At 70.8% G+C, this 12,705-nt stretch carries 14 protein-coding genes and 1 riboswitch; of the genes, 8 read left to right on the top strand and 6 right to left on the bottom strand.

Translation table 11 applies throughout. The features are described 5' to 3' along the window. Nucleotides 1–26: 26 nt before the first annotated feature. The 3 genes from AC5Y6X_RS23475 to glnX all read right to left on the bottom strand — a co-directional run bounded on the left by AC5Y6X_RS23475 (nt 27) and on the right by glnX (nt 4,623). The gene (locus AC5Y6X_RS23475; RefSeq protein WP_499989683.1) at nt 27–2,219 is read right to left on the bottom strand and encodes a serine/threonine-protein kinase PknG; all 2,193 of its coding nucleotides are present in this window, start codon (nt 2,217–2,219) and stop codon (nt 27–29) included. 110 nt (nt 2,220–2,329) lie between these two features. Then, nucleotides 2,330–3,304, bottom strand: a complete 975-nt coding sequence (locus AC5Y6X_RS23470) for a glutamate ABC transporter substrate-binding protein (RefSeq protein WP_499989682.1) — start codon at nt 3,302–3,304, stop codon at nt 2,330–2,332. Next, a complete protein-coding gene (glnX, locus tag AC5Y6X_RS23465; protein WP_324681696.1) occupies nt 3,304–4,623 on the bottom strand; it encodes a protein kinase G-activating protein GlnX in 1,320 nt (439 codons plus the stop codon). Before glnX ends, AC5Y6X_RS23470 begins: the two co-directional genes overlap by 1 nt. Nucleotides 4,624–4,770: 147 nt before the next feature. Between glnX and AC5Y6X_RS23460 the strand changes: the two genes are divergently transcribed. Beyond that, nucleotides 4,771–5,397, top strand: a complete 627-nt coding sequence (locus AC5Y6X_RS23460; protein ID WP_499989531.1) for an NUDIX hydrolase — start codon at nt 4,771–4,773, stop codon at nt 5,395–5,397. Here the strand turns inward: AC5Y6X_RS23460 and thiE are convergent. Then, nucleotides 5,369–6,052: a thiamine phosphate synthase gene (thiE, locus tag AC5Y6X_RS23455; protein WP_499989530.1), complete on the bottom strand. Its 684-nt coding sequence runs from the start codon at nt 6,050–6,052 to the stop codon at nt 5,369–5,371. The genes AC5Y6X_RS23460 and thiE overlap by 29 nt on opposite strands. A gap of 29 nt (nt 6,053–6,081) precedes the next feature. Further along, a riboswitch (TPP riboswitch) is annotated at nt 6,082–6,192 on the top strand. On the opposite strand from thiE, the gene thiO reads away from it, so the two are divergent. From thiO to AC5Y6X_RS23435, 4 genes are all read left to right on the top strand, one after another. After that, complete coding sequence (gene thiO, locus AC5Y6X_RS23450) at nt 6,183–7,187, top strand: glycine oxidase ThiO (protein WP_499989529.1); 1,005 nt, start codon at nt 6,183–6,185, stop codon at nt 7,185–7,187. It overlaps the preceding riboswitch by 10 nt. Next, on the top strand, nt 7,184–7,381 hold the full coding sequence (gene thiS / locus AC5Y6X_RS23445) for a sulfur carrier protein ThiS (RefSeq protein ID WP_324681701.1): 198 nt from the start codon (nt 7,184–7,186) through the stop codon (nt 7,379–7,381). The genes thiO and thiS overlap by 4 nt, the downstream gene beginning before the upstream one ends. Beyond that, on the top strand, nt 7,374–8,132 hold the full coding sequence (locus AC5Y6X_RS23440) for a thiazole synthase (protein ID WP_499989528.1): 759 nt from the start codon (nt 7,374–7,376) through the stop codon (nt 8,130–8,132). Before thiS ends, AC5Y6X_RS23440 begins: the two co-directional genes overlap by 8 nt. Further along, entirely contained in the window at nt 8,129–8,896 is a 768-nt protein-coding gene (locus tag AC5Y6X_RS23435) for an SGNH/GDSL hydrolase family protein (protein WP_499989527.1), read from the top strand. The genes AC5Y6X_RS23440 and AC5Y6X_RS23435 overlap by 4 nt, the downstream gene beginning before the upstream one ends. A gap of 3 nt (nt 8,897–8,899) precedes the next feature. On the opposite strand, the gene AC5Y6X_RS23430 is transcribed toward AC5Y6X_RS23435, so the two are convergent. Continuing rightward, nucleotides 8,900–9,415, bottom strand: coding sequence for a serine/threonine protein kinase (locus AC5Y6X_RS23430; RefSeq protein ID WP_499989526.1), 516 nt, complete (start codon nt 9,413–9,415; stop codon nt 8,900–8,902). An 86-nt stretch (nt 9,416–9,501) separates the two neighbouring features. Beyond that, the gene (locus AC5Y6X_RS23425) at nt 9,502–9,999 is read right to left on the bottom strand and encodes a serine/threonine protein kinase (protein ID WP_499989525.1); all 498 of its coding nucleotides are present in this window, start codon (nt 9,997–9,999) and stop codon (nt 9,502–9,504) included. A gap of 413 nt (nt 10,000–10,412) precedes the next feature. On the opposite strand from AC5Y6X_RS23425, the gene AC5Y6X_RS23420 reads away from it, so the two are divergent. The 3 genes from AC5Y6X_RS23420 to AC5Y6X_RS23410 are packed head-to-tail and all read left to right on the top strand — an operon-like array spanning nt 10,413 to nt 12,697. Further along, a complete protein-coding gene (locus AC5Y6X_RS23420; RefSeq protein WP_499989524.1) occupies nt 10,413–10,748 on the top strand; it encodes a CD225/dispanin family protein in 336 nt (111 codons plus the stop codon). 9 nt (nt 10,749–10,757) lie between these two features. Then, the gene (locus tag AC5Y6X_RS23415) at nt 10,758–11,183 is read left to right on the top strand and encodes a DUF2752 domain-containing protein (RefSeq protein ID WP_499989523.1); all 426 of its coding nucleotides are present in this window, start codon (nt 10,758–10,760) and stop codon (nt 11,181–11,183) included. Between the two features lie 14 nt (nt 11,184–11,197). Next, entirely contained in the window at nt 11,198–12,697 is a 1,500-nt protein-coding gene (locus AC5Y6X_RS23410; protein WP_499989522.1) for a M28 family metallopeptidase, read from the top strand. Nucleotides 12,698–12,705 lie beyond the last annotated feature (8 nt).

The raw sequence follows: 12,705 nt of genomic DNA, 5'->3' as shown, positions 1-12,705 counted from the left end.
GTCGATGCGCTGCGAGGTGCGTAGCGCTAGAAGGTGCTGGTCGGCCGCACCTTGTTGGCCATGTCGACCAGCGTGTAGCGGTGCCGCTGGGTGGGCGCGACGCGGGCCAGGGCGCGCAGCGACGCCTCGACGCCCAGGCGCAGGCCGTGCTCGGTGAACGGGAAGCCGAGGATGTGGTTGGTGCTGGCCTCGTTGTCCTGCAGCCAGTCCATCGCCCCGCCCAGCACCAGCGCGCGGATCTGCAGCACGCGGGGCTCGGTGGGCGGCAGCGCCTCCACCCGCCGGGCGGCGTCGCGGATCTGCTCCTCGGTGATCTCGCTGGCGGAGCGGCCGGACATCAGCGTCACCGCACTGGTCAGCCGCGCGGTGGTGAAATGCCTTGAGGTGGCCGGGACTTCGTCGAGGGTGCGCACCGCGCCGGCCCGATCGCCCTCCGCGGAAAGGGATCTGGCCAGACCGAAGGCCGCCGAGATCACGCCGTCGTTCGTCTTCCACACCGTCTCGTAGAACTTGTGCTCGTCGGTTGTGCCGGCCAGCTCGGCGGTGGCCGCCAGCGCCAGCTTGGGCGCCAGCTCGCCGGGGAAGGTGTCCAGCACCTCGGTGAAATGCTTGATGGCCGAGTCGTAGTCGCCGGTGAGCAGCTCGGCGACGGCGCGATACCAGACCAGCCGCCACCGCCAGCCGACCCGCTCGGCCAGGTCGTCGATCTTGCGGGTGGCCTTGGCCACGTCGCCGAGGTCCAGCAGCGCGCGGACCTCCATCAGCGGCAGCTCGATCGACTCGGACACGTCGGCGCCCTCGGCGTCCAGCGAGCCGTGCCGGGCCGCGCGCAGCGAGTCCAGCGTCTGCACCGGCTGGGAAAGCACGGTCGCCTGCAGCACCGGTGCGGCGACGTCCGTCGGGTCGACCAGCGGCACCGGCAGCGCGGTCACGATCTCCCGGGCGGTCAGCCGCTCCGAATGCACCTGGCCGTCCAGGTAGACGTCGGTGTGCGCGACCAGCAGGTCCACCCCGAACGTCGAGCGGCTGGGCGAAAAGATCGTCGACAGCCCGGGCCGCGGCGTCCCGGTGTCCTGGGCGACCACCTCGCGCAGCACGCCCATCAGTTGCGCGGACATCTCGTCGGCGCTGGAGAAGCGGCGCCGCGGGTCGGGGTCGGTGGCGCGGCGCAGCAGCCGGCCGAACGAGTCGTACTTGGCCAGCACCGGGTCGTCCTCGGGCAGCCCGTCGACGTAGCGGCCGTTGCGGGTGCGCAGGTTCAGCGTCAATGCGGCCAGGGTGCGGCCCACCGTGTAGATGTCGGTGGCCACGGTGGGACCGGTCCGCACGATCTCGGGCGCCTGGAAGCCGGGCGTGCCGTAGAGGTAGCCGAACGAGTTGATCCGCGACACCGCGCCCAGGTCGATCAGCTTGAGCTGCTCCTCGGTGAGCATGATGTTCTCCGGCTTCAGGTCGTTGTAGACCAGGCCGATGGAGTGCAGATAGCTCAGCGCCGGCAGGATTTCCACCACGTAGGCGACGGCCTCGGATACCGGCAGCTTCCCGTCCTTGAGGCCCCGCTTGAGCGACTGCCCGCCGATGTACTCCATGACGATGTAGCCGACGGGATCGCCGTGCCGGTCGGTGTGCTCGACGAAGTTGAAGATCTGCACGATCTGCGGGTGGACCACCTCGGCGAGGAACTGCCGCTCGGCCATCGCGATCGCCTGCGCCTCGGCGTCACCGGAATGCACCAGGCCCTTGAGCACCACCGGGCGGTCGTTGACGTTGTGGTCGACCGCCAAATACACCCAGCCCAGGCCGCCGTGCGCGATGCAGCCCTTGACCTCGTACTGGCCGGCGACGATGTCGCCCGGATTCAGTTGCGGCAGAAAGGTATACGGGCTCCCGCAGGACGGGCACCAGCCCTCCGACGCCCCCTTGCCCTCCTCGGTGGACCGCCCGACCGGCTTTCCGCAGTTCCAGCAGAACCGCTTGGATTCCGGCACCACCGGGTTGGTCATCAGCGCCTCGACCGGATCGATGTCGTGCACCCGCGGGATCTCGACCAGCCCGCCGCCGAGCTGCCTGGTCGGCGGAAGCACCCGCGTCCCGACGGTCATCCGGTCCTGCGGCTCGGTGTCCATGGCGCCGAGCTCGATGTGCGGCAGGTCGTCGTCCTCGTCGTCGAAATCCGGGCGGAACAGCGCCTGGGTGGCCTGCAGCCGTCCCGTCGCCATCTGGGTGTCCGGCGGCTGGGTCGCGGGGCTGACGTCGTCCTGCTCGACGTCGCGTTCGACGTCCTGCCCGGCGTTCTTCTCCTTCTTCATGGGCTTCATGGGCTCGGCCATCAGTCCACGTACCTCGGCGTGGGCGGGGCGGGCGCCGGGCCCAGCACCCCTAACCACTTGCGGTACAACGTGTTCCACGTGCCGTCCCGGCGGATGCGTTCCAGCGTGCCGTTGACGAACCGGACCAGTCCGGTGTTGTCCAGCTTGATCCCGATGCCGTAGGGCTGGGTGGCCAGGTTCGGCCCGACGATGTGCAGGTACGGATCCTCCTCGACCAGCCCGGCCAGGATCGAGTCGTCGCTGCTGACGGCGTCGATCTCGCGCTGCTGCATCGCCACCAGGCAGTCGGCCCAGTTCACCACCGACACGATGACCGGCGGCGGCGCGATCTCGCGGATCCGGTGCAGCGACGTCGTGCCCCGGGCCACGCAGACCCGCTTGCCCGACAGGTCGGCCGCCTTGACGATCGGCGAGTCGCGCGGGGCCAGGATGCGCTGGTTGGCGTCGAGGTACACGGTGGAGAAATTCACCAGCTGGCGCCGCTCGCAGGTGATGGTCATGGTCTTGACGACGACGTCGACCTCGGAGTTCTGCAGCGCGGTCACCCGCTCGTCGGCCGACAGGATCCGGTACTCGACGTGCGACGGGGAGCCGAAGATGTCGCGCGCGATCTCGCCCGCGATGTCGACGTCGAAGCCGCTGATCTCGCCGGTGATCGGGTCGCGGAAGCTGAACAGGTTGCTGCCGATGTCGAGCCCGACGATCAGCCGGCCGCGGGCGCGGATGTCGGCCACCGCGGCGTCGGCCTCGGCCTTGGTGGGGAAGGGACGCAGGCTCGCGGTCGCGTCGCAGTGCTGGCTGTCGTCCTTCGGCAGCGGCGGCTGGGGCGGCAGCTGCTCCATGCCCACCGGGGTGGGGGGCGGCAGCGTCGGCACCGTGGCAACGGTCAGCGATTCGGTGTGGCTGCACCCCGCCAGCACGATCGAGGCGGCCAGCGCGCCGCACGCCCGTCGGGCCCCGCGCAGGCGGACCATCATCGATACTCTTTCAGCCGCGGCCACAGGCCGAGGGCGACCGCGATGGCGGCGCCCAGGCTGAGCACCACGCCGCCGACCTGCGCGCCGGACAGCCCGCCGCGCGCGGACAGCACGTCGTTGCGCAGGTGGATGCGGCTTTGGTCCATGGCCTTGCCCAGCTCTTCCTCGAGCTTGTCGAAGGCGGGGGTGGAGTCGTCCTCGCCGCTGCCCAGCGCGACCTGGGTGGCGGCCCGGTAGTTGCCCACCGAGATGTAGGCGTTGATCCGGTCGTTGGCCTGCCGCCAGCGGACCAGCAGCTGATCGGCGCCCTGCAGGTCGGGCTTGTCGACGGCGTCGCTGCGCGACATGTACTGCTCGAGCTGGTTGTGCATCGAGTCGATCCGTTGGTAGAACGACTGCTTGCGCCGGTCCTCGTCGCCGCGCCGGATCAGCGACAGCGTCTCGTCGGCGCGCGCCTGCTGCGCGGTGATCGCCACATTGGTCACCGTCTTGAGCGACTCCGCCGCGGTGTCCTTTGCGCTGCGACTCGCGGTCGTGGAGATCGTCAGCGCAGTTCCGACCCACACCACCATGACGAGAATACCGAGCGCGCCGACAACCAGGCCGGGGTTGATGCGGCGCCGGGTGCGCCGCGCCAGCCACCGATGCGAGAACGCGCCGAAGACCACCGTCGTGGCGACGACGAGGATCACCGGGGCCGGGAAATGGGTGGACGCCGTGGTTTCCGAGTCCACCCGCTCCGTGGTGGCCTGGTAGAGCTGCGCCGCGTCGGGCAGGATCGTCGACTGCATCAGCCCCGACGCCTCCGACAGGTACGACGACCCGACCGGGTTGCCGGCCCGGTTGTTGGTCCGCGCTATCTCGATCAGGCCGGTGTACACGGCCAGCTCGGCGTTGAGCTTGCCCAGCAGCTGCACCAGGGGTTCGTCGGTCAGCCCGCTCGACGCCCGGGTCACGGCCACCGCGGCGTCGGTGATGGCCTGCTCGTAGCGCTGCCGCACGGGTCGCGGCTCGGCCTGGGCGATGAACGCGGTGGCCGCCGCGGCGTCGGCCACCGACAGCGTGGTGTAGAGCCGCCCGGCGGCGAACGACAGCGGCTCGGTGTGGTTGAGCACCGTCGTCAGCACCTGCTGGCGGTGGTTGATGGTCGTCGACGTGGCGAAGGCGCTGGACACGCCGAGCGCCGCCAGCACGATGCCGATGGTCAGGATGCGGCCCGGCGTCGTCGAGATGAACCACCAGCGCGGATGTGCCGGTTCCGCCGGCGACCGCGACCCCAGCGGCTCGGTCGACGGGTGCGCCAGCTCAACCGTCACGTCTGTTCCGACCTCAGCTTTCGGCCTCTATTAGTCGCTGCACGAACCTGTATAAGCGAATTCTAAGAGAATGTTCCGGCGCATGGGGGGAGGCGGAGCCAATTGGCCGCGGGCTTCGAGGATTGCCCGCCTGCCTATCCTGAACTCGTGCAGGGCGACGGTGACGGATGGGTGATATCCGACCGTGGCGTCCATTACTGGGGCCGGTACGGCGCGGCCGGGCTGCTGCTGCGGGCCCCGCGACCCGACGGCACCCCGGCGGTGCTGCTTCAGCATCGCGCGGTGTGGAGCCATCAGGGCGGGACGTGGGGTTTGCCGGGCGGTGCCCGCGACAGCCACGAGTCCGCGGAGGAGACCGCGGTCCGCGAGGCGCGCGAGGAGGCCGGGCTGCTCGCCGAGCTGCTGGCCGTGCGGGCGACCGTGGTCACCGCCGAGGTCTCCGGGCCCGGCGGCGCGCACTGGACCTACACCACCGTCGTCGCCGACGCCGGCGAGCTGCTGCACACCGTGCCCAACCGCGAGAGCGCCGAGCTGCGCTGGGTGGGCGAGGACGAGGTGGCCGGCCTGCCGCTGCACCCCGGCTTCGCCGACAGCTGGCACCGGCTGCGCACCTCACCGGCGCTGGTGCCGCTGGGCCACGCCGACGAGCGGCGGCGACGCCTGCCGCGAACGATGGAGATCGAATCCGGGAAATTCGTCTGGTGCATGCCGGGCGACGCGGATCAGGAGCCGCTGAGCCCGGAGATCAGCTCGCTGCTGCAAGCGCTGACCTGAGCTGGCGCGCCGCCGCCCCCGGGTCCTCGGCCGCGGTGATCGCCCGCACCACCACGACCCGCCGGGCCCCGGCCGCGAGCACGTCGGGCAGCCGCGCGGCGTCGATGCCGCCGATCGCGAACCACGGCTTGTCGCCGGCGAGTTCGGTGACCGCTTGTGCGGCGGCGCGCACCAGGTCCAGGCCCGGCGCCGCGCGGCCGGGCTTGGTCGGGGTGGGCCAGCAGGGGCCGACGCAGAAGTAGTCGGCCTCGCTTGTCGCGGCCGCGGCGACCTGGCCGGGATCGTGGGTGGACAGGCCGAGCAGCGTGTCCGGCCCGACGATCTCCCGCGCGACGTCGAGCGGCAGGTCGCCCTGGCCCAGGTGCAGCACGTCGGCGCCGGCCGCGCGGGCGATGTCGGCCCGGTCGTTGACCGCGAACAGGGCGCCGTGCCGGCGGGCCGCGTCCGCCAGCACCTCGCACGCCGCCAGCTCGTCGCGCGCTTCGAGCGGCCCGAACCGCTGCTCACCGGCCGATCCCTTGTCGCGGAGCTGGATGACGTCCACCCCGCCGGCCAGCGCGGCGTCGGCGAATTCGGCCAGGTCGCCGCGCTCACGGCGGGCGTCGGTGCACAGGTAGAGCCTGGCCGAGGCGAGACGGGCGGCGGGTTGGTGCACACCGCGACGCTAGCGCGCTAGCGTGGAACCCGAACAAACACGGGAGTCCCGGCGAACGGGGACTGAGAGTGGGCGCGCGTGCCCTTACCGTCGAACCTGATCCGGGTCATGCCGGCGAAGGGAGCGCAGGATGCAGTTTCTGGCCGTCATCGGCGGCGGCGTCATCGGGCTGTCGGTGGCGCGCGCGGCGGCGCGGGCCGGGTGGGCGGTGCGGGTGCACCGCACCGGCGAGGCCGGCGCGTCCCGGGTCGCCGGGGGGATGCTGGCGCCGCACAGCGAGGCCTGGCCCGGCGAGGAGCGGTTGCTGCGGCTGGGGTGCGAGTCACTGCGGCTGTGGCGCGAGGGCGGCTTCACCGACGGGCTGCCGCCGGGCGTGATCACCGCGCGCGAGTCGCTGGTGGTGGCCGTCGACCCCGCCGACGTGGCGGACCTGCGCACCGTCGCCGATTGGCTGTCCGCGCAGGGTCACCCGGTGGTGTGGGAGCCGGCCGCCCGCGACGTCGAACCGCTGCTGGCACAGGGCATCCGGCACGGCTTCCGGGCGCCGACCGAGCTGGCGGTGGACAACCGCGTGCTGCTCGACGCGCTGGCAGCGGACTGCGAGCGTCTCGGCGTCGAGTGGGCGCCGCCGGTCTACGACCTGGCCGGGGCCGACGGGGACGCGGTGGTGATCGCCAACGGCATCGACGCGCCCGCGCTGTGGCCCGGCCTGCCGGTGCGCCCGGTGAAGGGCGAGGTGCTGCGCCTGCGCTGGCGAAAGGGTTGTATGCCGTTGCTGGGCAGGGTTATTCGCGCCCGCGTGCACGGGCGGCAGGTGTACGTGGTTCCGCGCGCGGACGGCGTCGTGGTGGGTGCCACCCAGTACGAGCACGGCCGCGACACGGCCCCGGTGGTGTCCGGGGTCCGCGACCTGCTCGACGACGCGTGTGCGGTGCTGCCGGCGCTGGGCGAGTACGAGCTGGCCGAGTGCGCCGCCGGGCTGCGCCCGACGACACCCGACAACCTGCCCCTGGTGCGACGGCTGGACGCGCGCACCCTGGTCGCCGCCGGCCACGGCCGGTCGGGATTTTTGCTGGCGCCGTGGACCGCGGAACGGATTGTCTCCGAACTCGTTCCGGTGGGAGCCCCCCGATGATCGTCACGGTCAACGAGAAACGGGTCGAGGTCGACGAGCAGACCACGGTCGCGGCGCTGCTGGAGTCGCTGGGCTTTCCCGACCGGGGTATCGCGGTGGCGATGGACCTCTCCGTGCTGCCTCGTTCGGATTGGACGACAAAGCTTTTCGATGGAGCGCGACTCGAGGTGGTGACGGCGGTGCAGGGTGGCTGATTCCAAGTTGACGATCGCCGACCGCAGCTTCGCGTCGCGGCTCATCATGGGCACCGGCGGAGCGACCAACCTGGCGGTGCTGGAGGAGGCGCTGATCGCGTCGGGCACCGAGCTGACCACCGTCGCCATGCGCCGCGTCGACGCCGAGGGCCGCACCGGAATGCTGGACCTGCTCAACCGGCTCGGCATCACGCCGCTGCCCAACACCGCGGGGTGCCGCAGCGCGGCCGAGGCGGTGCTCACGGCGCAACTGGCCCGTGAGGCGCTGGACACCAACTGGGTCAAGCTCGAGGTGATCGCCGACGAGCGGACGCTGCTGCCCGACGCGGTCGAATTGGTCAGGGCCGCAGAGCAATTGGTCGACGACGGGTTCGTCGTTCTGCCCTACACCAACGACGACCCGGCGCTGGCCCGGCGGCTGGAGGACACCGGTTGCGCGGCGGTGATGCCGCTGGGCTCGCCGATCGGCACCGGCCTCGGCATCGCCAACCCGCACAACATCGAGATGATCGTCGCCCGCGCCCGCGTTCCGGTGGTGCTCGACGCCGGCGTCGGCACCGCGAGCGACGCCGCGCTGGCGATGGAGCTGGGTTGCGACGCGGTGCTGTTGGCCACCGCGGTGACCCGGGCCGCCGATCCACCGGCGATGGCCGCGGCGATGGCCGCCGCCGTCACCGCCGGCTACCTGGCGCGGCGGGCCGGGCGTATCCCGAAACGCTTCTGGGCGCAGGCATCCAGCCCGTCCCGATGAAACGCTATGTGGCCCTTGGCAGTTCGATGGCCGCCGGTCCCGGCATCCGGCCGCGCGCCGCGGGCGCACCGCGGTGGTCGGGCCGATCGGCCCGCAACTACCCGCATCTGGTGGCCGAACGGCTGGAGCTCGACCTGGTCGACGTGACGTTCTCCGGCGCGACCACCGCGCACGTGCTGACCGACCGCCAGCACGGCCAGCCGCCGCAGATCGCCGCGCTGGACGGCTCGGAGAGCCTGGTCACGGTCACCATCGGCGGCAACGACGTCGGCTACGTCCCGCTGCTGATGGCCGCGTCGCTGCCGCGCTGGGCGCGGCACGTGCCGGTGCTGGGTGGGCGGATATCCGAACTGCTGGACCGTGACACCCGCGACCGGGCCCTGGCCGAGGTGTCCGATGCGCTGCGCGCGGTGGGCCGCGCGGTGCGGGAGCGCGCACCGCGCGCCCGGGTCTGCTTCGTCGACTATCTGACGATCCTGCCGCCCGCGGGCGCACCGGCCCCGCCGCTCTCGCAGCCGGAGGCCGACCTGGGCCGCCATGTCGCCGAGGCGCTGGAACGGCTCACGGCCGACGCCGCCGTGGTGAGCGGGTGCGAGATCGTCAGCGCCGCGGGGGCCAGCCGGCAACACCACGCCTGGTCGGCCGAGCCGTGGACGACGACGCCGGCGCGACTCGGCGTGCCGCTACCGGGCCGGCCGGCCCCGCTGCACCCCACCGGCGCCGGGATGCGCGCGGTCGCGGAACTCGTTGCGGCTCAGCTGTAGAGGTCAGCCGTTGGTCTGCCACCACTGGTAGAGCGCGTTGACGTCGGTGTTGGAGGCGCGGATGTGGCTCAACACGTTCTTGGCGTCGGTGGTCCAGGTGATCACCGCGGCGTTCTTGTAGGTTCCGCACGCCACCTGCCCAGCGGTCTTGCCGCTCTGGCTCCACGTCGTCGGCGATTTACCACTGTCGCCGCACGCGACCAGGGATACCCCGCCGAGGCCATCCGAGAACGCGCTGGCGACATCGGTGCTGTTCTTGAAGAGCTGGTACACGCCGGCGGCCGGGCCGCTGGAGTCGGGGTTTTGCCCGCAGTCGAGCTCGGCCACCACCGAGCCCGTCAGCGCAGCCGATTGACAATTGTTGAGGCCGTAGCCCTTCGACAGCGCGCTGGCCAACGTGTTGACGTCGGCCGAGCTGCCGGTGGGGTCCGCGCTCGCCGTGGCGCCACCGGCGAGGGCGAAACCGCCCATGAGCGCTACGGCCGCAGCGGCGCGCAGTGCGTGGGTGAGAGGGGACATTTTGAACTCCTTTGTTCTAGTGGAAAACCGGTGACTGCGAGCATCTTTCGGCTCGGTGTGCGTGGAATGCGCTGGGGCTCAGCCGTTCAGCCGTTGGACTGCCACCACTGGTAGAGCGCCGCGACGTCACCACCGGATCCGCGGATGAGGCTCATCACGTTCTTGGCGTCGGTGGTCCAGATGACCTCCGCCTGGCCCTGATACGTCCCGCACGCCACCTTTCCCGCCGAGTCGGTATTGCTGCCCTGGTGCCACACGGTCGGCGACTGGGTGTCCCCGCAATTGGTCAGCGTGTCGGCCTTGATGCTGTTGGCGAACGAGCCGGCCAGGTCGCCGGGGTTGTTGAAGAGCATGTACTTGGCAAAGACCGGCCCGTTGGGGTCGTTGTTGTGGCCGCACTGCAGGACCGCCGCCACGCCGTTGGGCGGCGCCTGCGAGGTGCAGTTGCTGGAGCTGTAGCCCTTCGACAGGGAGCCGGCGAGCGTGTCCGTGGGATCCGCTGCGGCGGTGGCCGTGCCGAGGCAGACCGCGCTGCACACGAGTCCCGCGGCCGTCGCGGCCCGCCCGAGGGTCAGGTGAAACATTCGATGGCTCCTTACGGTCGTCGGACCGCCGGTGCGGCTGCGCTGACGTCCGGGAAACGTGCTTCGGCTAAACGGATCGTAAGGCTATGTCGTGGGTATGCAACACATTCCGTTGGATATTATCTGTCTGGTCACCTTTCTCGGCGCGTCCCGGCGACCGCGCCGGCCGGCCGCGCGCGTCGTCAGCGCTAGCGAAATATCCTGAAGGCCACGGCATTTCGAGCGACTTCCCGGACGAATTGTGGCAGCCAGGCGCGAATCCGGTGGCAAGCCGCCGGTCCCGCACCGCGCCCCGTTGCGTTTGCCAAGATCGGCCGGGATATGAATTTCGTGTTCAAACCACTCGCGCGACGGCCGTCGGGTATGGTAAGCACCGCTTTACGCCAGCTAACTTCCCCTCGACTGGAGTACCGATGACACAACAGCCGCCGCCTCCTCCCCCTCCCGGCTACCCGCCGCAGCAGCCGCCCGGCGGTCAAGCGCCGGACAACTACTTGGTGTGGTCGATCTTGGCGACGATATTCTGCTGCCTCCCGTTTGGGATCGTGGCGATCGTCAAATCGAGCCAGGTGAACGGGTTGTGGGCACAGGGCCGTTTCGCCGAGGCTCAGGCGTCCGCCGACAGCGCCAAGAAATGGGTGATCTGGTCGGTGGTCGCCGGTGTGGTGGTAGGCGTCATCTACGGCATCCTGATCGCGATCGGCGCGTTCAACGCCAATACGAATGCGGCGCTTGCCGCGATGTTCTAAGCCGGCATCATGGTGACCCGCACCGGGTCGGCGGCCGCGGGTTTGGGCGCGCCGCTCCTGGTGGCGGCGTCCACGACGGTGGTGTGCGCCTTTACCTGGGTGGCCGACCCGACGACCCCGGGTGGCCCGATGCCGGTGTGCCCCACCAAGGCCCTGTTGGGCATCGACTGCCCCGGGTGCGGGAGCGCGCGGATGCTGTATTCGCTGTTGCACGGTGACGTGACGGCGGCCGCGAGGTTCAACGCGCTGGCCTTGGTGGCGCTGGTGTTGCTGGTGGTGGCGTACGGCGCGTGGACCTACGGCCGGGTGACGGGCCGACGGATCCGGGGCTGGCAACACCGTCGATGGTCGGCGGCGGTGACGCTGGCGGTGGTGCTGGCCTGGTTTGTGGTGCGCAACATTCCCGCCGCGCCATTCAGCGCGCTGTATGTCTAATACCCTTGGGCGCGATGGCAAAAAATTCGCGGCCGATCCCGGCGGTGCTCGCCGTGGTCGCCCTCACCGTGCTCACGTCCGGCTGCTCGCATCGCTGCCCTACCCTGGAGCAGGCGACCGCTAACCCCGCCGCGGCCCAGTTCGCCACCGCGTTGCACGACAAGGTCACCACCGACGCGATGATGGCGCACCTGACGAAACTCCAGGACATCGCCAACGCCAACAACGGCACTCGCGCGGTGGGCACCCCCGGTTATGAGGCCACCGTCGACTACGTGGCTAATACGCTGCGCGGCAAGGGTTTTGACGTGCAGACCCCGGAGTTCTCGGCCCGGGTGTTCCACGGCGACAAGCCGGAGGTGACGGTCGCCGGCAGGCCCGTGGAGGCGCACGCCCTGGACTACAGCCTCGGCACGCCGGCGGACGGGGTGAGCGGGCCGCTGGTGGCCGCGCCGACCGGAGACAGCCCGGGCTGCAAGCCCGCCGACTACGACGGGCTGGCGGTGCAGGGCGCCGTGGTGCTGGTGGATCGCGGCGTCTGCCCCTTCTCCCAGAAGGAGGACGCCGCGGCGCAGCGCGGCGCCGTGGCGATGATCGTCGCCGACAACGTCGACGAGCAGCAGATGGGCGGGACCCTGGGGGCGAACACCGAGGTGAAGATCCCGGTCGTCGGCGTGACCAAGTCCGTCGGGGTGCAGCTGCGCCTGCAGCCGGGACGCGCCACGATCAAGCTCAACGCCCACATCCAGAGTTTCAAGGCCCGCAACGTCATCGCGCAGACCAAGACCGGCTCGCCCACCGACGTGGTGATGGCCGGCGCGCACCTGGACAGCGTGCCGGAGGGGCCGGGCATCAACGACGACGGGTCCGGGGTGGCCGCGGTCCTGGAAACCGCGGTGCAGCTGGGGAATTCGCCACAGGTGCGCAACGCCGTGCGGTTCGGCTTCTGGGGCGCGGAGGAGCTCGGGCTGATCGGATCGCGCAACTACGTCGAGTCGCTGGACCTCGACGCGCTCAAAAACATTGCGCTGTACCTCAACTTCGACATGCTCGCGTCGCCGAACCCCGGCTACTTCACCTATGACGGCGACCAGTCGCTGCCCGCGGACGCGCGCGGCCAGCCGGTGGTGCCGGAGGGCTCCGCGGGCATCGAGCGCACCTTCGTCGCCTACCTGAAGTCGGCCGGCAAGACGGCCCAGGACACCTCGTTCGACGGCCGCTCCGACTACGACGGGTTCACGCTGGCCGGCATCCCGGCGGGCGGCCTGTTCTCCGGTGCGGAGAACAAGAAGTCCGGCGAGCAGGCGAAGCTGTGGGGCGGCACCGCCGACGAGCCGTTCGACCCCAACTACCACAAGAAGACCGACACCCTCGACCACATCGACCGCACCTCGCTGGGCATCAGCGGAAGCGGCGTCGCCTACGCGGTGGCCCTGTACGCACAGGACCTCGGCGGGCGAAACGGCGTCCCGATCATGCCGGACCGCACCCGCCACGTGCTGTCCAAGCCATGACGCGGGCC

The sequence above is a fragment of the Mycobacterium sp. NGS26 genome, assembly GCF_059813025.1.
Note: the sequence above shows the minus strand (reverse complement) of the source record. Positions and strands in the feature narration are given on the sequence as shown.